Source organism: Corynebacterium sp. HMSC055G02 (assembly GCF_001809065.1).
Lineage (GTDB): Bacteria > Actinomycetota > Actinomycetes > Mycobacteriales > Mycobacteriaceae > Corynebacterium > Corynebacterium jeikeium_D.
Window position 1 is genome coordinate 26,627 of sequence record NZ_KV795660.1, and the last position, 18,465, is coordinate 45,091.

Genomic DNA, 18,465 nt, shown 5'->3' on the forward strand with positions numbered 1-18,465 from the left:
CCGCAGACTAGGCCATTACGTACGGCTCAGACGCACTCGCCAAGGACGAGCGCAGCGCCGCCTACTATCCTGAGAAGATATGACCACCGATTCACCCGCGCCTGTGCCCGCACAGCAGCCTCACGCAGCACGGTCTGAGTCTTCCTCACCATCGCTTGACGACGGCCAGGAGAACGCATCCTCACCGAGCATGCTGCAACGTGTTCGCGCCGCTATCCCGCCTGTTTCCATCCTGGTACTGACGGCGGTATTCCTCTTCGCCGGGTGGTTCACGCTCTTCGGTCCTATCAATGTTCTGGCGTGGCGTGGTGGCACGTTCCCCCGCACCGAGGCAGACCGCCCTTACTATCAGCAGGCTCTGAAGGATGTTGCGCGCTATCAGTACGAGGAGCAGCCCTCCCCTGAGGTTTACTTCGGCCTGGCGTGTGGCGCTACTGATGACGACATCCGCAGCGTTATCCCCAAGGTCGGCGAGCACCCGAATTCAGACGCAGACCCAACTGCTGATGCAGATGCCGTCGCCGCCGCTGCTGCCACCAGGCCGGGTTCTGCACCCACAGCTGCGAACCAGACCGCGAAGCTGAATCCAAACCTTGACGCATTCGGCAACACGGTCGACTGCTCCGGTTCCTGGACTGCGCCATTCTTGTCATTCCTGCTCGCGTCCGCGGGTGTTCCGGTCTTTGATACGCCCGAGGATTCGGCTGCCGCAGCCGAGAACCCATGGCTGGTTACGGATGTCGAACAGCTCATGGATGCCTACAAGGCACATGATGCTTTCGTCACCGACAAGGACTTCTCTCCTCAGGTGGGTGACATCATTTTCTACCGCTACCCCGCAGGCCTTGGGGTGCACGCCAACATGGTTGTCGCGGTTCAGGGTGACTGGGTCACCATCGGTGGCGATGAGCTTGGCAAGGTCGGTCTAGCTAGCATGACCCTGCGCAACCGAGGTGGCATCGTGGGCTACGGTGCCACGGGCTACTTCGAGCAGGCACCGCTGGACGCCACCAAATAGCCAAGTTTAAATAGGCAAGTTTTCCTCGATGAGGTCGCGCAGAGCATCGTCGTCAGGCGAGACCTTGGAGCGGAAACGGCCGATGACCTCACCCTCGGGCGAGACAACGAACTTTTCGAAGTTCCACTTCACATCCCCAGCCTCGCCGTCGGCGTCCGGGGTTTCCTTCAACAGCTTGTACAGTGGGTGCGCGCCATGGCCGTTGACCTTCGTCTTTTGGAAGAGCGGGAAGGTAACGCCGAATTCGCGCTGGCAGAACTGCTTGATTTCCTCGGCGTTGCCGGGCTCTTGCCCACCGAACTGATTGCAGGGGAAGCCGAGGACGAAGAAGCCACGGGGTGCGAATTCGTCGAAAAGTCCTTGCAGATCGTCGTACTGATCCGTGAAACCGCACTCCGAGGCGGTGTTGACGATAAGCAGAACGTGGCCTGCCCAGTCATTCATCGTTGCTTCGTTGCCGTCGATGGTGGTCACTGGGATGTCGAAGAGATTGCTCATAAACCCCACACTAGGGCAGTCCCCCGATAGCCGTCAGAGGTAGCGACTAGCCGACCTGCTCCATGCCTTCAAAGAGCTCGCGGCCCAGCGGCACCGAAGAGTGGTTGACCGGCTGCGCACCCCCATCGACCGCCTGGTCAATGATGCCGACAACATCCTGGCGCAGCTTGTGCTCCCGCAGTTTCGAAGCGTTAACGGAGATGCGCACCGCGCGGCCCTTCTCCAGCGAGCGCTGCACCGAGGAGCGCACCGCACGGCGCCACCAACCGGCGCCGCCGAAGCCCTCGCCGATAGCCAGCACGCGAGTCGGATCAACAGCACCAGTGGTCAGGTCGCGGACACCATTTCGGTCCGCTGCCACTCGGAAGCCCAGCTCCGGCAGCACGTTCATGGTCTCGGGCGACATGGTCCACTTCGGTGGTGCAAAGACGTCCGTCTCAAAACCCATCGCACGCATCTGGCGCGTTGCGGCGGTCAGGCGCAAACGCGCTTCATGTTCGCTTAACGACGCAAATTCCGCGCCTCGGCCTCGAACTGACTGATCGAACCCCGCGAGAACAATCTCGATGCCGTCATCGCTACGACGGCGGAGCCAATCCAGCACCGCCGGAGCTTCCCGCAACGACCAGTTTTTACCCGCATGCGGCGCTACCAGCAGAGACGGTGTAATACCGCGCTGTTCCATCGCTGCCACGAAACGAGCGACGTCGAGCAATGTGCCATCGCGCAAACCCGACACCGACACCAAAAGCGGCGAACCGACCACACCACCGTCAACAGTTACGAGCTCTTTGCCCGCTGGACGAATGACCTGGTCGGTCGTCCGAATCTGTTCTTGCACCCCACTGCCTGCCATGGATTCAACAAAAACAGGCGTATGTAAATTTTTGGTAACGGAGAGGACAAGGCTTGGAGAATACTCAGAAGCCTTTCAAATAAGAGTTCAAAAAGCGCCATCGCAGCACATCAATGTGCGTCTGCAGCGCGGATTATCCCCAATGCACAACCTCATCGAGAGCCAGTCCCTTGCGCCAACCGAACTTCTCCAAGTCACGCTCCTCGGCCAGGTGCGTTACTGGACCAATGCACAGCCAGGCCACCGGGCGCACGGGTGCCTCGACACCGACAAAGTCAGCCAGGAAATCCTCATGGTAGAAACTGACCCAGCCGACGCCGAGCCCCTCTGCCGTAGCAGCCAGCCACAGATTCTGAATAGCCAGCGCGACTGACATGAGGCCGGTGTCATCGACGGTGTCGCGGCCGAGAATGTTCTTGCCGCCACGGGTCGGGTCATAGGTGACGACGATGCCCGTTCCCGAGTCCACGATTCCTTCAATCTGAATCGGATTGAAGGTCTCACGCCGCTCGCCTTCGAGCTTGGCCGCGAATTCAGCGCGACGTCCGGCTACGTGGTCGGCAAACTGCTGCAGGCGGTCCGGATTCTGAATGATATGAAAGTCCCACGGTTGGGACAGCCCCACCGACGGGGCTGCATGGGCCGCCGCCAACACGCGCATCAATCGCTCCCTGTCCACCACTTCTCCGGCGAATTCGCGGCGCACATCCCGCCGCCGAAAAAGGGTGTGGTAGACGGCCAACTGATCGTCGGAAAGCGAATCGGTGTCAAAACCCTGCGCGGACAGCAGCGTGCGCATATCCATGCCGTTACTCCACCGCACCAGCAGTGTGGACAATCCAGGCGTACTCGAAGGCAGTCTGACGCCAGCGTTCGTAACGACCGGAAACACCACCATGACCTGCGGACATCTCGGTCTTGAGCAGGAACTGCCCCGGCTGACCTCCGACAACCTCGCGCAGCTTGGCGATCCACTTTGCCGGCTCCACGTAGAGCACGCGGGTGTCGTTCAAACTAGTAATCGCGAGAATCTTCGGGTACTTCGCATCGGCCGAGATGTTCTCGTACGGCGCGTAGGAGGCCATGTAGTCGTAGACCTCCGGGTCGTGGTAGGGATCGCCCCACTCATCCCACTCCACCACGGTCAGCGGCAGCTCTGGCATCAGCATGGATGTCAGGCAGTCGACAAACGGGACCACGGCCTGAATGCCCGCGAACCTATCGCCAGCAATGTTCGCGACCACGCCCATCAGCATGCCGCCCGCCGAACCGCCGAGTGCTACCAGCTGCTCGCGTGTGGTCCACCCAGAATCCAGCAGGTAGTCAGCGACGGCGACGAAGTCAGTGAATGTGTTCTTCTTCGTGGTTGCGCGACCGTTCTCCCACCAGCCGCGGCCCATTTCGCCACCACCGCGGACGTGTGCAATGACAAAAATCATCCCACGATCCAGCAGCGACAGTCGCGCGATGGAAAAGCCAGGATCCATCGAGGCTTCATAGGAACCGTAGCCGTAGAGCAGCGTCGGATTCGGCTTGCTCAGGTCCAGGTCCGCGCGGTGGATAATCGATACCGGAATCTGGGCACCGTCGGCTGCACTCACCCATTCACGCTTGGCGACGTAATCACCGCGATTAAACTTCCCGCGAATCTTCTGCTCCTTGAGCAGCACCCGCTTGCCCGAGGCAATATCAATCTGCCAAAGCTGCGACGGCGTGGTGAAGGAGCCGTAAGCGTAGCGCAACACCGGGGTGTCCCATTCAGCATTGCCGGTAGTGCCTGCAGAGTAGAGCTCTTCGTCGAAGTCGAGCTCGACGAAGTTCACAGCGGACGCTGGCACTGGAGCAGCAGCATGGCTTGTATCAGAGGCATCACCAGCGGAGCCAGCACCATCCTCATCCTGACCCAATACCGCCAGCGCCACACGGCCAATACCGCCACGACGGTAACCAAACGCGATGTGCCCAGCGAAGCAGTCGACGCCCTCAACGCGGACGTCATCGCGGTGCGGAACCAGCTCAGTGAGATCCGAAATGCTGTCGAAAGACCCCGCCGGCACCATGGCCAGTGCGAAGTTCGAACCAGTCATATTGTGTGTAATCAGCCACATATCCCGGCCGCTAATGACGGCGTGATCGATGTCGTATTCAACACCGGCCTCACGCGGGCGCACGCAGGTGAACTCACCGGTCGGGTCACTGGCGTCCAGGTACCAAACCTCGGAAGTAATCTTCGAGGAGCTCTCAATAATTAGGTACTTTTCGCTGCGTACCGTGCCGACTCCAACCCAGTAGGCCTCATCGGGCTCATGGAAGACACAGACATCATCCTCGGTGGAGGTGCCCACGCGGTGACGCCACACGGAATCCGGCCGCCAGGCTTCGTCGACCTTCTGGTAGAAGATCCACTCGGAGCCGACCCAGGTAGCACCTGCGGCGATGCCCGCAATTTCGTCATCAAGCAGTTCACCCGTGCGCAGATCCTTTACGCGCAGCGTGTAGCGTTCGTCGCCTGTGACGTCGGTGGAATAGGCCAGCAGATTGCCGTCCGCGGAGACGCTCGCTGCGCCGAGGGCGAAGAAATCATGGCCTTCGGCCAGCTCGTTGGCATCCAGGATGACCTGTTCTCCTGGTGCTGGGGCATCGTCGGCGATGGTCGGCGGCGTCCACGCGGCAAGACCGTCACCGGCCTCCGCACGCACGCGACAGCTCATCCCGTAGGACTTGCCCTCCTGCGTGCGCGAGTAGTACCACCAGCCGTTAAGGCGAGTTGGGACCGACATGTCGGTCTCCTGCACGCGCGACTTGATCTCCTTAAAAATCGCGTCCGCGGTGCCGTCAAGATCGGAGGTAAAAGCCTCCGTATAGGCATTTTCAGCCTCTAGGTAGTCGATAACCTCGGAGTTTTCCTTATCGCGGAGCCACTCGAAGTTATCGGTGAAGTCCCTTCCGTGGAAGGACCGAGTCACCGGCTTCCGTTGTGCACGGGGTGCGGGCAAATCCTTTTTTGCAGGCTTGCCGACGGATGCCGAGTCCAAGGTCACTTCGCTCACGCAGGTTCTCCAATCCAGTCCGAGAAGCGGCGGCCCGACAGTCGTTCGTAGGCCTCGACGTACCGCTCGCGAGTTGCTTCCACAACACTACCCGGCAGCGCCGGCGGCGGAGTGCCCTCGTCCTTCTTCCAGCCGGACTTGGAGCAGGTCAGCCAGTTTCGGACGTACTGCTTGTCGAAGCTCGGGTTAACCGAACCCTCCTGGTAAGAGTCGGCTGGCCAGTAGCGGGAGGAGTCCGGGGTGAGAACCTCGTCGGCCAGCACCAGGTTGCCGTCGGAGTCGAGGCCGAACTCAAACTTGGTGTCGGCCAGGATGATGCCGCGCTTAGCAGCCAGTTCAGCAGCCTGGGAGTAGATGCGCAGGGTGGCATCGCGAAGCTCTTCGGCGCGCTTCTGCCCCAGGGACTCCACAACGGCGTCGAAGGAGACATTCTCGTCGTGCTCGCCCAGCTCAGCCTTGGTGGCCGGGGTAAAAATCGGTTCTGGCAACTTGGAGCCCTCGACGAGGCCCTCTGGCAGCTCAATGCCACAGACAGTGCCGTTTTCCTTGTACTCGACCAGGCCAGAGCCTGTCAGGTAGCCACGTGCGACGCACTCGAATGGCAGCATGTCCAGCTTCTTGCACACCAGCGCACGACCTAGGCACTCCTCCGGAATGCGCTCATCGTCAGCCGGGCCAGCCATGTGGTTCGGGAAGTCAATCTCATCGAAGAAGAACACGCTCATCGCGGTGAGCACTCGACCCTTGTCAGGAATCGGGGTCTCCAGAATGTGGTCGAAGGCAGAAATACGGTCACTGACCACAAGCAGCAGAGTCTCAGGGTCAATCTCGTAGATTTCCCGGACCTTGCCCGCGGAAAGATGGTTATACGAGGAAAGTTCAGGTCGCATGGCGATAAAGTCTAAACCCCTATACGCCTTTGCACTCTATTGATACCTCCGGCCGCCACCCCAACTAGTGGGGATTGACGCAATTACCGTCGTCAAGCGGGAAAACTTTTGAGATTCCGGAGTGCTGCCCATCGAATTTTTCACAGGTGGACGACGGTGTTTGCCCCTCACCTCCCCCGCTCGGTAGATGACTGGACAAAAATATTTCTAAAAACGTGACAGAAAACACCGATACCAGTATTGTCTAAATTTAGTAATTCACGTCACACTTCAAGGATTTTGAAGGGAACAATCACATGGCAGCTCAGGCCAACAATAACTCTCTGCGCCGCGCAGTCGTCGTCGGTGGTAACCGCATTCCGTTCGCTCGTTCTAACAAGGAATACGCTAACGAGTCGAACCAGGACATGCTGACCGCCGCAATCGACGGTCTCGTCGCTCGCTTCGGTATCGGCGGCGAGCGCCTCGGCGCAGTCTCCGCCGGCGCTGTACTGAAGCACTCCCGTGACTTTAACCTCACCCGTGAGTGTGTCCTCGGCTCCGCACTGGCGCCGGACACCCCGGCTTTCGACATTCAGATGGCATGTGCCACCGGCATGGAAGCCCTCAACTCTGTCTCCAACATGATCAAGCTGGGCCAGATTGACTCCGCCATCGCCGGCGGCGTGGACACCACCTCCGACGCTCCGATTGCTGTCAACGACCGTCTGCGCAAGATCCTGCTGGAGGCCAGCCGCCAGAAGTCCACTCTGGACATGGCAAAGGTCTTCCTGAAGGCTCGTCCGTCCGACCTGGCTCCAGACACTCCGTCGACCGGCGAGCCACGCACTGGCCTGTCCATGGGTGAGCACCAGGCAATCACCACCGCCAAGTGGGGCGTTACCCGCGCCGAGCAGGACGAGCTCGCCGCCGCTTCCCACCAGAACATGGCAAACGCTTACGACGAGGGCTTCTTCACTGACCTCGTCACCCCGTACAAGGGCGTTTCCCGCGACACCAACATGCGCCCGGACTCCACCCCGGAGAAGCTGGCCAAGCTCAAGCCAGTCTTCGGCCGCGGCCTGGAAGCAGAGCCGACCATGACCGCCGGTAACTCCACTCCGCTTACCGACGGCGCCTCCGCCGTCCTCGTCTCCACCCCGGAGTGGGCCGCTGAGCGCGGTCTGCCGGTGCTTGCCGACGTCGTCGATTCCGAGGCGGCCGCAGTTGACTTCGTCCACGGCGACGAGGGCCTGCTGATGGCTCCGGCTTACGCCACCCCGCGCCTGCTGGCCCGCAACGGCTGGACCTTCGACGACTTCGACTTCTTCGAGATCCACGAGGCCTTCGCCGGCACTGTCCTGTCCACCATGAAGGCATGGGAGGACGAGGAGTTCTGCCGCACCAAGCTCGGACTGGAAGGCCCGCTGGGCTCCATCCCGCGCGAGAAGCTCAACGTCAAGGGCTCTTCTCTGGCAGCCGGCCACCCATTCGCCGCTACCGGCGGCCGCATTGTGGCAGCCCTCGCCAAGATGCTGCGCCAGAAGGCAGACGAGACCGGCAAGACCACTCGCGGCCTGATCTCCGTTTGTGCTGCGGGCGGCCAGGGTGTTGTCGCAGTTCTCGAGGCTCGCGTCTAAAAGCGCACCACCGATAAAGACACTTTTACTTTCAAGGAGAATTTTCCATGACCGATAAGTACCAGGAACTCGTCAACGGTGGTCCGCTCACTGGACTGGCTAAGGCCGCTGGCCTGCCGCAGCCACCGTTCCTGCGCCGCCACAAGCCGGGCGGTCCGCTGCTGAACAACGACAAGGTGCTCGTCACCGGCGAGGGTGCAGATGCAGACGCAGTTGCAGCTCAGCTGGCTGAGTGGGGTCTGCAGGTCCGTCGTGGCAACGCCGCTGACGACAAGATTGGTGCCATTGTCCTCGTCGCCACTGAGGCCAAGCGTCCGGCAGAGCTGCAGGGCCCAGTGCTCGCTGCTGCAAAGCACATGCGCAAGCTGGACAAGGGTGGTCGCATCGTCACCGTCTCCCGCGCCAAGGATGCTCACCACAACGCAACCCCGGCCGAGATCGCTGAGAACGCTGTCGCCGGTGGTATCGAGGGCCTGATTCGCTCCCTCGGCCACGAGGTTCGTGGCGGCTCCACCGCCAACGGCATCCTCGTTGCTCCGGGGGTCTCGGTCACCGCGCCATCCGTGATTTCCTCCCTGCACTTCTTCCTCTCCGGCCGCTCGGCCTTCATCGACGGCCAGTTCCTCCGCGTCACCTCCGACGCGGGCGAGATCCCGTCCGACTGGGATAAGCCGCTGGCTGGCAAGGTTGCCGCTGTCACCGGTTCCGCCCGTGGTATCGGTGCCGCTATCGCTCGCCAGCTCAAGGCTGACGGCGCAGAGGTCATCGTCATCGACGTTCCACAGGCGGGCGAGGCTCTGTCCAAGGTTGCCAACGAGCTCGGTGGCCTGGCTCTGCAGCAGGACATCACTGCCGACGACGCCGGCAACGCCATTGCCGATGCCGCTGTGGCCCGCTACGGTCGCCTGGACATCGTCATCCACAACGCAGGCATCACCCGCGACAAGATGTTCGCCAACATGGACGACGCCAAGTGGGGCTCGGTCATCGCCGTCAACATCGAGTCTCAGCTGAAGATGAACGAGCAGCTGCTGAACCACAAGGCCTTCGAGAAGGCTCCGCGTATTGCCACCATGGCTTCCACCTCCGGTATCGCAGGTAACCGCGGCCAGACCAACTACGCCACCTCCAAGGCCGGCGTTATCGCAATGGTCGAGGCTTACGCTGAGGAGTTTGCTAAGCGCGGCGGCAACATCAACGCTGTTGCTCCGGGCTTCATCGAGACCGACATGACCGCTGCTATTCCGTTCGTCAACCGCCAGGTTGCTCGACGCGTGAACTCGCTGCAGCAGGGTGGCCAGCCGGGCGATGTCGCCCAGGCAATCGCCTTCCTGGTCTCCGACCGCGCTCTCGGCGTCAATGGTCACGTCCTGCGCGTCTGCGGTCAGAACATCGTCGGCGCCTAAGCGAAGTCGCGGCTTCCGCATAGGCTCCCGATAAGGAGGAAAGAGGAAAACTTATGGCTAAGACCCTGGATGCCATTCCCAATCTGGTTCCGCTCTACGCCAAGGCAGCTGCTGGTTCGGCGAAGAAACGCCCGAACTCCACCGAAATCAAGGTCGATGAACTAGTGGTCAAGGGCGTCACTGTCGATGCCGACCGTGACCAGGACTTCCGCGACGTCGTTGGCGCCCCGAAGTCTGAACAGGCTTTCTTCGGCCACATCCACGCCCTAATCATGCCCATCCAGATGGAGCTAATGGCTGCGGATGATTTCCCGCTGCCGATGATGGGCCTGGTCCACACCGAGAACACCTACCGCGAAATCTCGCCTGTCACACTCGGTGGCAAAGTTGATATCGCGGTGAAGGTTGCCGCATTCCGCGCTCACCGCTCGGGCACTGAGGTTGTTCTGGAGTCAACTGTTACATCGTCCACATCCGGCGCCACCTTGGTCGAGGAGCAGTCGGTGTATCTGGCCAAGGGCGTTCGCCTGAAGGATGCCGAGGGCTTCGAAGAGGTCCAGGCACAGCGTGAGGCCATCAAGTCCGGCGCCGAGACCATCAAACGCGAGCAGTTCAAGGTTCCCTTCCCCACCGCTCAGTGGAAGCTGGCTGGCAACACCGGCCGCAAGTGGGCCAAGGTTTCCGGTGACTGGAACCCGATTCACATCACCTCTGTCTCCGCGAAGGCTCTGGGCATGCCAGCAGCGATTGCACACGGCATGTACACCGCCTCCCGCGCGCTGGCTGAGGCACAGGTTCTGCCGGGTCAGTCGTACGAGTTCCAGATTTCCTTCGGTGCGCCGGTCGTTCTGCCGACCACCATCAATGTCGCACTCACCCACACCGGTGACGGTGCAGGTGCTGCTCACAACCTGACTGAGGGCAGCTCCAACATCGGCCGCGCAGTCAACATTGTCGCGTGGGATCGCAAGAAGAAGCGTCCGCACTTCACCGGAAGTGTTCGTCCGCTGAAGTAGTTGATGCGAAAGCGCTGTAGAAAACGCCGCGCTTTGGAAAACCAGTCTCCTCATCGACTGGGCCTTTCCAAAGCGCGGCGGTTTTGTTTCCCTGTTGTGCTTTTGCCCGGGGCACGACTGGAGCCCCCTCCGAGAGACACCACCTCCTCCCTCTCCCCCCGGCCGGCAACCCCGCCACTTTCCCGCCTTGAAGATCAGCTGCTGGGTTTTTCCGCCGTTAATGAAGAGTCGCGGCTTTACTTCGCAATTGCGTGACTAAGCACTTTTCAACCGCATGTAGGCAACGCCTTGTTGACACCCCATTCACTCCTCTATTTTATGTTCAATCCATTGAACATAGGAGGTAATCGAGTGTCTTCATCATCGAAGACGCCGCTGACTTTCACGGAACTCCCACCGGAGGAGTCACCCCGAATCGTGTACTTCTCCAGTGCTTCTGAAAACACTCACCGGTTCGTCCAAAAGCTGGCTCAACCAGCAGCACGCATCCCGTTACATCCGCGAAAAGACGGAATGATTCGCGTTTGCAGCCCATTTGTCCTGATCACACCGACTTATGGTGGCGGATGTCGGCGCCGCGCGGTACCTAAGCAAGTCATCGCTTTTCTCAACGACGAAACCAACAGGAGTTTCATCCGCGGTGTCATCACCTCGGGCAACACAAATTTCGGCACCGACTTTTGCATAGCCGGAGCCATCATTTCTGCAAAATGCCAGGTTCCGGAGCTATACCACTATGAGCTACTGGGGACAGACCACGATGTGGAGAACGTCAAAGAGGGCCTGGAAAAATTCTGGAGGAGCGCTACTTCTTGAACATCTACAGCTATTCAACTACGCCACCGTCTTTTCGAAAGGACCCAGCTGCCCGCCTTCGGCCAATCAACTGGAACCGAGTGCAAGATGACAAAGATCTCGAAGTGTGGAATCGCCTAACAGCAAATTTTTGGCTGCCCGAAAAAGTTCCGCTGTCCAATGACCTTGCAGACTGGCGACGTCTCACCGATCTAGAACGCGAGCTGACCATGAAGGTCTTCACCGGACTGACCATGCTCGACACAGTCCAGGCGTCTGTCGGGGAGATTTCCCAAATTCAAGATGCCCGCACCGAACATGAAGAGGCCGTCTACACGAATATCGCTTTCATGCAAGCAGTGCATGCAAAGTCTTATTCTTCAGTATTTTCTACGCTATCCAATACCCCTGACATCGACGCTGCCTACCAATGGGCAGTCGCCAATGACATCCTGCAGGCTCGGTCAAAAGCTGTGCTCAAACACTATTACGGCGACGTTCCACTCAAGCGAAAGGCGGCAGCAACGCTTCTTTCGTCCTTCTCGCTCTACGCCGGCTTCTACCTCCCGCTGCACTTCGCATCACGTGGCATCCTGACCAATACCGCCGACATGGTGCGCCTGATTCTGCGTGACAAAGCTGTTCACGGCTATTACTCCGGCTACAAATTCCAGCGAGGCGTAGAAACCTACGACACCGCCACGCAAACGCAGATGAAGGCTTTCGTCTTCGAACTTCTCGATGATCTATACCAGCTCGAACTGAGGTACTCCGAAGCCCTATACCAACCACTCGGGCTCTACGACGACGTTGCCAACTTCATTCGATACAACGCCAACAAAGCGCTCATGAACTTGGGATACCCGCAGCGGTTTAACCATGAAGAGACCGCCTTCAAGCCCGAAATTCTCGCCGCCCTCACCCCGGGGTCAGATGAAAACCACGACTTTTTCTCCGGTTCCGGCTCCGCATATGTCATCGGAAAAGCCGAAGACACCGCAGATGAAGACTGGGATTTCTAAATCCACGTCTTTCCCCATACATCCTAAGAAAGGAACATTCGCATGACTGCACAGATTTCTATCCTGGTAGGAAGCTTGCGTCGAGCCTCCTATGCACGAAAGATTGCACTCAAGGCAGCCACGTACTTCCCCGATGACTTCAAAGTCGACATCGTCGAGATTCGTGACCTCCCTCTCTACAACTTCGACTACGACGACCCCGCAGTGTCCGATATTGCGACTCCCGCGGAATACACCAGTTTCCGGGAAACCATTAAAGCCAGCGATGGCATCCTATTTGTCACCCCAGAAAACAACCGCACAATTCCTGCAGCTCTGAAGAATGCCGTTGACATCGGATCTAAGCCCAACGGTGATGTGGCATGGAAGAACCTGCCCGCGGGAATTATCAGCCACTCCGTCGGCCGTATGGGCGGTTATAGCTCTCAGAAGAACTTGCGACTCGCGCTGTCGTACTTCGACATGCCGATGCTCGGTCAGCCAGAGGTCTTCCTGGGACAATCGCCAACACTCATTGACGAACAAGGAGAATTCACGTCGTCAAGCACTGAGGACTTTGTTCGCGACTACATCAACAGATTTGCAGACCTAGTTCGCGAGCAGAGCCCACGCCACTAACTGAAATCCCCTAATCAGCGCAGCGTTACTGGGGATATCGCCGTATGAAGATTCTTCACTGACTAGGATCAAACGCTGCGTTCTCTGCGCGGTTAGGCGCTCGTCGTTAGGCTCATTTTCATGACTGTTTCTATCTCGGCCGTGATCGCGCTTAACGACGACCCCCGCGCCGCTGCGCGGTTTTACGCCGAAGGTTTTCACTCCAACATCAAGCCCAACTCCACCACGCTCACCATCGGCGGGATGGACTTTGAACTCATTGAGAACGGGAACCGCCGATTAACCCCCGCTGTGTCTTTTATGGTGCGATTTGCCCCTGGTCAGGAAAACCAGCTGCGCAGACTGTGGGAGCATCTGATGGCGGGTGATGAAACCATCAGCGGTGGTGCTACGCTCATGCCCCTGACCAGCTACGATTTCTCGCCGCTCTTTGGCTGGTTGGTCGACGGCAATGGGGTCAACTGGCAACTGATGATTGATTCCTTAACCAGCGGGGCTGCAAGCACGGACGCTGCCGCAAAGACAGCGAATCCCGCCGTTATTCCCTACTTCATGTGGACAGGCGACGAACCACAGGCTGCCGCCGCCACCGAGGTATACAACCGGCTTTTCGGGTCAGGGAATTTCATGACGCTCGACTCGCCGGGCATGCACAATTTCACCTTCGGCGACGGTGTGGCGATGCGCCTCTCCAGCGATTCGGCCGAAGAGGTCGAAAGCGCCTGCCAAGCGCTTGGCCTAACAGGCGCTGAGGTTGCCGAGGGCACGGAAGCCGTCGTCAAGCCTGACCGATTCGGCGTGTACTGGACGCTCTAGCGTTACTTACGGGTCAACGCGATTGCCGCGCCGACGACGGCTAACAGAACTGCACCAATAGAGAACCACATCATGTTGGAAGAGCCGTCATCCTCGTTTTCTTCGGTGCCCTTCGGATTCTGCTGGCTACTAGTCGGGGCCTCGCTACTTGGCGACTTGTGCGCGACCTGTTCAAAAGCTGGGCCCGGAATCTTCTCGCCGACCAACTCCGTGGTCAGCTGGTAAGTCACCGGGACGTTTTGAACACCCGCGACATCGTGGGATTGACCGGCACCCCAGCTGTTGTTGAAGAAGACAACGATGTACTGGTCGCCATCCAACCAGGCTCTTTCAGCCTCGTAATCGCCCGACTTTTCACTATCTTCGCCGATCCGATTGCGATAGTTAATCCGGGCCGAGTTACCAAATGTAGTCTCTTCACCGATCTGGTGTTCATTGGCCGGACGGTTTTCCTCGCTGCCGGCGAGCTGGCGTGCCGAGTTCAGCGTCTTGATATCCAGGCCGGAGATCTGTGCAAGCTTGTCCGCTTCTGGGGCGTCAATGAGTTTGACGGCGCCGCGGAGCTGCTGCCCATACTCGGACTTGATCTTGTACACGTGCGTCTCACCAGGAACAATGTCGGCCGTGACGCTGCTGATGTTGTCGGCAGTAAGTTCCGTGGCGTCATCGAACCACGAACCTGGGGTGACCTTCTTAGCCTGATCTGCTTCCGGTGTCGCGGGCGGAGGGTTCAAGCTCTCCTTGTCGGACGGGAACGCCTCCGGCACATCAATCAGGTTTTCGTTGGCGAAACGCTTGATGGTTACTTCTGCAGGAATGTCCTGGCCCTCGAAGGAGCCGCCTTTCCGAGCCACGGAGAACACCACATTGCCCGGCTTACAGTCCCCCTCAGCTCCCCCGGACTGCTTGGTTGTTATCGATGCGAAAAAGGGGCCATTGGAGTCGATGATGCCATTGCCGAAATCATTGGCCAGGAAGCAACTGCTGTCATCCAAATGCATAGTGAGCGCGAAGTTACGAACATCTAGGTCCATCAACGTCGCGCCTGACGACGCTCCCGGCACGGTAGCCGCACTAATTGCAAGCCGCTCTCCCTCAGCAACCGGGACGGAGAAGTACTCAGCACCGTCGCCTTCCTGATTACCGATGCTGCGCTCGGACTCAGGAGTCTTTTCCCGCAGCTTGGTCGAGAACGTTTCCACGTCGGCAGGCACCTTGGTAGCGCTCGTAGGAGCGTCGCCGCCCTGTATCTCTTGCGCGCTGGACTGCGCGGTGCGTGCGGTGCGGGTCGCCAGCGTCTTCATGGACTCAGCCAGCGAATCGGAGTCCTGGGCGTCCAGGTACTCACCGCCAGTGGCCTCAGCAATGCACTCCAGTTCAGCACGTGCACCTGCATCAACAAGGAAACCAACTGTGTTGATGACCAGGTCAATGCCCTGCTGCTTGAGTTCCTTGGCTACCTCGCACACCGGTGGCGGAGCACAGGTGTCCTCACCATCGGAGACCAACACAATCGAACGTTGCCCTTCTTTCGGCAACTCATCGGCAGCCTGACGCAGCGCAGGCCCCATCGGGGTGTGGCCGGAGGCTTGGACCTTTCCTACTTCAGCAGGAATCTTCGCCGAGTTACCCGCCTGCACGGGCAGCAGCGTGGTGATGTCCTGACAGCCAGCTTCCCGCTCCTCCGGCGAATTGCCAACTTCCGTGCCGTAGACCATGAACCCAATTTCGGAGTCCTCTGACACCGATCCCGCGAACTTACTCGTGGCAGTCTTCGCTGCCTCCATTCGGGTCTGGCCGCCCGCGTCGTCGGCAAGCATTGACCCTGAAGCATCCAGGATCACCATGGTTGGCGAGATAGTACTCGCGGCCTCTTGCGCCTGTGCACGCCCTGTTGTGATTCCCGCAAAAGAGCCTACGAGCACCAGCAGCATGGAGATGGTGAGCACGACCGCTGAGAGTTGTCTTCTTCTGATCATGTGGTCGGTTCCTTTTCTTCAAGCGTAAATCTTCAAGCGTAAAAAGAACGTTACATGACAAAAGTATGTCTGATTCTCAAGATAATGACTGGGCAGACCCCAAAAATTACGGGCGCCAAATATGATTACGGGCTGCAAATGTGAAACTGTATGAGTTTATGACACTTTCAGGCAATTTTTCAGGCCATTTTTGTCATAAACGCAGTCAGTAACTTGCATCGCCCTGCCGCCGCTGACATAAACGCAGTCAGTAACTCGCATTGGGATAAGTAGCAAAAGATGCCCACCGGTCGACCCGCCGAACGGGCATACTTTTTGTCTATTAACCAGCTCCCCCTAGCGGGACTCCAACCACGCCACAATGTCGGAGTAGACCTCTTCCTTATTCAACTCGTTGAGAATCTCATGGCGACCATCCGGATAGACCTTAAAGCGCACGTCCTTCTTGCCCGCGTTCAGGTATTTGCCCACGACCTCAGTCACACAGGCAGCGCCACCCGCCGGATCAACGGCACCGGAAACCACGAAAAGCGGCAGCTCATCAGGCGCTTTCTCATAGGCTTCAGGCGAGTTCGCGTAGTGCGTGCCGACGAGAAGGTCGCGGAAAAAGGCATTGGTGGGAACGAAACCACACTTGTCGTCCGCAATATAAGCATCGACAATCTTGTGGTCGCGGGTGAGCCAATCAAACTTAGTGCGGCGCTCAAAGTCCTTGTTGTAATCAGCAAAGGTGAGAGTGTTGAGCAGCTTGCCCGGCGCGGTAGGACGAATCTTAGCCAGCAGGTTTGCCACCTTCATTCCCGCGTCGCCCTTAGCCCCTGGCCACGACACAGTGCCCATGATAATGACACCGGTGAGCCCCTCGCCGTACTTGGCGATGTAGTTACGAGTCAGAAGCGACCCCATGGAGTGGCCGAGAATATAGTGCTTGCTACCTGGGAATTCTGCATCAACGTACTGGCGCACCGCGTGGAGGTCTTCGAGAATCAGGTTCCAGCCACCGTAGTCAGCGAAGAAGCCCGGGATGCCAGCATCCGTCTTGGTCATACCGTGGCCGCGATGGTCGTGCGCGACGACGGCATAACCCTGGGATACGAGGTACTCGGCGAACTTGGCGTAGCGGTTGGCGTACTCGACCATGCCGTGGACAATCTGCACCACTCCCTTAGGAGTAATGGGCGCGCCCTTGTCATTTTCTGGAACCCAGCGCAGCACATTCAATGTGGCACCTGGGCGAGAAAGCGAAGTCCTAACAGCCGATGTCACGTCGGGCACCTTTCGAGTAGAGGTTTCGATGCTTATCGCTCATCGTACCGAGGAACTTGGCTGCTCACTGGTGCTTTCGTCAACAAACAAAGAAAAACTCTGCCACCAACGTGACAGAGTTTTTCAAGGGACCTTACGTCTTTACGTTTTTTCGTTTACGTGTTTCGCGCGTGACGCTCGCGAAGCTACAGAATCTCGCCCGGCTTGTAGGCCGCGGCCTCTGGGTACTTGTCCACGACAGCCTGCACACGTGCAACTACGCGGTCAACCTGGGATTCCGCGGCACCGATGAACGCATGGCGGTTCGCCAGAGCGTCGGCAAGCCCTGCGGCATCCAGCGGGAAACGCTCATCTGCAGCGAGACGTTCAGTGAGATTCTGCTCAGCACCCTTTTCGCGCATATCCAGTGCGGTGGCGACGGCGTGCTCCTTGATGATCTCGTGGGCTTCCTCGCGGCCCATACCAGCGCGAACGGCTGCCATGAGGATCTTGGTGGAAGCCAGGAACGGCAGGTAGCGCTCCAGCTCACGGTCGATCATGGCCGGGAATGCACCGAACTCGGACAGGACGGTGAGGAAGGTTTCGAACATGCCGTCCATGGCGAAGAAAGCATCCGGCAGTGCAACGCGGCGAACCACGGAGCAGGAAACGTCGCCTTCGTTCCACTGAGTACCGGCGTATTCGGAGAGCATGGTCATGTAACCACGCAGGATGACCTGGAAACCGTGGACGCGCTCACAGGAGCGGGCGTTCATCTTGTGCGGCATGGCGGAAGAGCCGACCTGGCCTTCCTTGAAGCCCTCGGTGACGGTCTCATTACCGGCCATCAGGCGGATGGTGGTGGCCAGCGACGCCGGGCCTGCGCCCAGCTCGACCAGTGCGGACAGAGCGTCGAAGTCGAGGGTGCGCGGGTAGACCTGACCAACGGAGTCAAAGACGCGGTCGAAGCCGAGGCCTTCAGCGATTTCGTTTTCGAGGGAGGCCAGTGCGGACTCATCACCGTCAAGCAGATCCAGCATGTCCTGGGCGGTACCCATCGGGCCCTTGATGCCACGCAGTGGGTAGCGGGAAATCAGGTCTTCTACGCGCTCGATGCCCAGCAGCATCTCGTCCGCAGCAGAGGCGAAGCGCTTACCCAGGGTTGTTGCCTGTGCGGCGACGTTGTGGGAGCGACCTGCCATCACCAGCGACTGGTACTCGGAGGCCTTTTCCGCAGTGCGGGCGGCAACGGCAACGGCCTTGTCGCGCACGACCTTCAGCGACTGCAGAACCTGCAGCTGCTCAACGTTTTCGGTCAGGTCACGCGAGGTCATACCCTTGTGAATGTGCTCGGTGCCAGCCAGGTCGCAGAACTCTTCAATGCGAGCCTTCACATCGTGGCGAGTAATACGCTCACGGGCGGCAATGGAGTCGAGGTCAACCTGGTCGATGACCTTCTCATACGCCTCGATAGTGCCCTCCGGCACCTCAATTCCGCGAGCGACCTGAGCCTTCAGAACGGCAATCCAGAGCTTGCGCTCGAGGATGATCTTGTACTCAGGGCTCCACAACTCAGCCAGAGTCGCAGAGGCGTATCGGTTAGCAAGGACGTTTGCGATCTTCTTTTTCTCAGCCAC

General features: G+C 59.0%; 16 protein-coding genes. 8 read left to right on the plus strand and 8 right to left on the minus strand.

Annotation, left to right across the window (positions count from 1 at the left end; all coding sequences use genetic code 11):
* The first annotated feature begins 79 nt into the window (after positions 1-79).
* Entirely contained in the window at positions 80-1,018 is a 939-nt protein-coding gene (locus HMPREF2547_RS07595) for a hypothetical protein (protein WP_224783816.1), read from the plus strand.
* 6 nt (positions 1,019-1,024) lie between these two features.
* Here the strand turns inward: HMPREF2547_RS07595 and HMPREF2547_RS07600 are convergent, their stop codons facing one another.
* From HMPREF2547_RS07600 to HMPREF2547_RS07620, 5 genes are all read right to left on the minus strand, one after another.
* A complete protein-coding gene (locus HMPREF2547_RS07600) occupies positions 1,025-1,516 on the minus strand; it encodes a glutathione peroxidase (RefSeq protein WP_049173070.1) in 492 nt (163 codons plus the stop codon).
* A gap of 46 nt (positions 1,517-1,562) precedes the next feature.
* On the minus strand, positions 1,563-2,372 hold the full coding sequence (locus HMPREF2547_RS07605; protein ID WP_222865562.1) for a polysaccharide deacetylase family protein: 810 nt from the start codon (positions 2,370-2,372) through the stop codon (positions 1,563-1,565).
* Positions 2,373-2,505: 133 nt separating this feature from the next.
* Positions 2,506-3,177 carry a 5,6-dimethylbenzimidazole synthase gene (gene bluB, locus HMPREF2547_RS07610; RefSeq protein WP_049173072.1) on the minus strand — a complete coding sequence of 224 codons (672 nt, stop codon included), beginning with the start codon at positions 3,175-3,177 and terminating at the stop codon, positions 2,506-2,508.
* A gap of 4 nt (positions 3,178-3,181) precedes the next feature.
* Positions 3,182-5,413, minus strand: coding sequence for a S9 family peptidase (locus tag HMPREF2547_RS07615; protein ID WP_370449653.1), 2,232 nt, complete (start codon positions 5,411-5,413; stop codon positions 3,182-3,184).
* 5 nt (positions 5,414-5,418) lie between these two features.
* Entirely contained in the window at positions 5,419-6,312 is an 894-nt protein-coding gene (locus tag HMPREF2547_RS07620) for a phosphoribosylaminoimidazolesuccinocarboxamide synthase (protein ID WP_049173073.1), read from the minus strand.
* Positions 6,313-6,608: 296 nt separating this feature from the next.
* On the opposite strand from HMPREF2547_RS07620, the gene HMPREF2547_RS07625 reads away from it, so the two are divergent.
* The 7 genes from HMPREF2547_RS07625 (at position 6,609) to HMPREF2547_RS07655 (ending at position 13,604) form a co-directional block, all read left to right on the plus strand.
* Positions 6,609-7,931, plus strand: coding sequence for an acetyl-CoA C-acetyltransferase (locus HMPREF2547_RS07625; protein ID WP_016421400.1), 1,323 nt, complete (start codon positions 6,609-6,611; stop codon positions 7,929-7,931).
* A gap of 47 nt (positions 7,932-7,978) precedes the next feature.
* Positions 7,979-9,337 (plus strand): 3-oxoacyl-ACP reductase, encoded by a 1,359-nt coding sequence (locus HMPREF2547_RS07630; RefSeq protein ID WP_049173074.1) that lies wholly within the window; start codon positions 7,979-7,981, stop codon positions 9,335-9,337.
* Positions 9,338-9,390: 53 nt separating this feature from the next.
* Complete coding sequence (locus HMPREF2547_RS07635) at positions 9,391-10,353, plus strand: MaoC/PaaZ C-terminal domain-containing protein (protein WP_016421402.1); 963 nt, start codon at positions 9,391-9,393, stop codon at positions 10,351-10,353.
* Between the two features lie 351 nt (positions 10,354-10,704).
* A complete protein-coding gene (gene nrdI / locus HMPREF2547_RS07640) occupies positions 10,705-11,169 on the plus strand; it encodes a class Ib ribonucleoside-diphosphate reductase assembly flavoprotein NrdI (RefSeq protein WP_080971522.1) in 465 nt (154 codons plus the stop codon).
* The gene (gene nrdF, locus HMPREF2547_RS07645; RefSeq protein ID WP_080971523.1) at positions 11,166-12,170 is read left to right on the plus strand and encodes a class 1b ribonucleoside-diphosphate reductase subunit beta; all 1,005 of its coding nucleotides are present in this window, start codon (positions 11,166-11,168) and stop codon (positions 12,168-12,170) included. Before nrdI ends, nrdF begins: the two co-directional genes overlap by 4 nt.
* Positions 12,171-12,212: 42 nt before the next feature.
* Positions 12,213-12,788: an NADPH-dependent FMN reductase gene (locus tag HMPREF2547_RS07650; protein WP_016421405.1), complete on the plus strand. Its 576-nt coding sequence runs from the start codon at positions 12,213-12,215 to the stop codon at positions 12,786-12,788.
* Between the two features lie 120 nt (positions 12,789-12,908).
* Positions 12,909-13,604, plus strand: a complete 696-nt coding sequence (locus HMPREF2547_RS07655; RefSeq protein WP_049173075.1) for a VOC family protein — start codon at positions 12,909-12,911, stop codon at positions 13,602-13,604.
* Between the two features lie 2 nt (positions 13,605-13,606).
* Here HMPREF2547_RS07655 and HMPREF2547_RS07660 read toward each other — a convergent pair whose 3' ends face one another.
* The 3 genes from HMPREF2547_RS07660 to purB all read right to left on the minus strand — a co-directional run bounded on the left by HMPREF2547_RS07660 (position 13,607) and on the right by purB (position 18,465).
* Positions 13,607-15,553 (minus strand): vWA domain-containing protein, encoded by a 1,947-nt coding sequence (locus HMPREF2547_RS07660; protein ID WP_224783812.1) that lies wholly within the window; start codon positions 15,551-15,553, stop codon positions 13,607-13,609.
* 366 nt (positions 15,554-15,919) lie between these two features.
* Positions 15,920-16,849 carry an alpha/beta fold hydrolase gene (locus HMPREF2547_RS07665; protein WP_049193820.1) on the minus strand — a complete coding sequence of 310 codons (930 nt, stop codon included), beginning with the start codon at positions 16,847-16,849 and terminating at the stop codon, positions 15,920-15,922.
* A 185-nt stretch (positions 16,850-17,034) separates the two neighbouring features.
* Complete coding sequence (purB, locus tag HMPREF2547_RS07670; RefSeq protein WP_069359129.1) at positions 17,035-18,465, minus strand: adenylosuccinate lyase; 1,431 nt, start codon at positions 18,463-18,465, stop codon at positions 17,035-17,037.

Bases quoted from the DNA above. Each gene is read 5' to 3' on its own strand.
- bluB (WP_049173072.1), bottom strand. From the start codon at position 3,177: ATGGATATGCGCACGCTGCTGTCCGCGCAGGGTTTTGACACCGATTCG.
- HMPREF2547_RS07620 (WP_049173073.1), bottom strand. From the start codon at position 6,312: ATGCGACCTGAACTTTCCTCGTATAACCATCTTTCCGCGGGCAAGGTC.
- HMPREF2547_RS07630 (WP_049173074.1), top strand. From the start codon at position 7,979: ATGACCGATAAGTACCAGGAACTCGTCAACGGTGGTCCGCTCACTGGA.
- HMPREF2547_RS07605 (WP_222865562.1), bottom strand. From the start codon at position 2,372: ATGGCAGGCAGTGGGGTGCAAGAACAGATTCGGACGACCGACCAGGTC.
- HMPREF2547_RS07600 (WP_049173070.1), bottom strand. From the start codon at position 1,516: ATGAGCAATCTCTTCGACATCCCAGTGACCACCATCGACGGCAACGAA.
- HMPREF2547_RS07625 (WP_016421400.1), top strand. From the start codon at position 6,609: ATGGCAGCTCAGGCCAACAATAACTCTCTGCGCCGCGCAGTCGTCGTC.
- HMPREF2547_RS07655 (WP_049173075.1), top strand. From the start codon at position 12,909: ATGACTGTTTCTATCTCGGCCGTGATCGCGCTTAACGACGACCCCCGC.
- HMPREF2547_RS07635 (WP_016421402.1), top strand. From the start codon at position 9,391: ATGGCTAAGACCCTGGATGCCATTCCCAATCTGGTTCCGCTCTACGCC.
- HMPREF2547_RS07595 (WP_224783816.1), top strand. From the start codon at position 80: ATGACCACCGATTCACCCGCGCCTGTGCCCGCACAGCAGCCTCACGCA.
- HMPREF2547_RS07650 (WP_016421405.1), top strand. From the start codon at position 12,213: ATGACTGCACAGATTTCTATCCTGGTAGGAAGCTTGCGTCGAGCCTCC.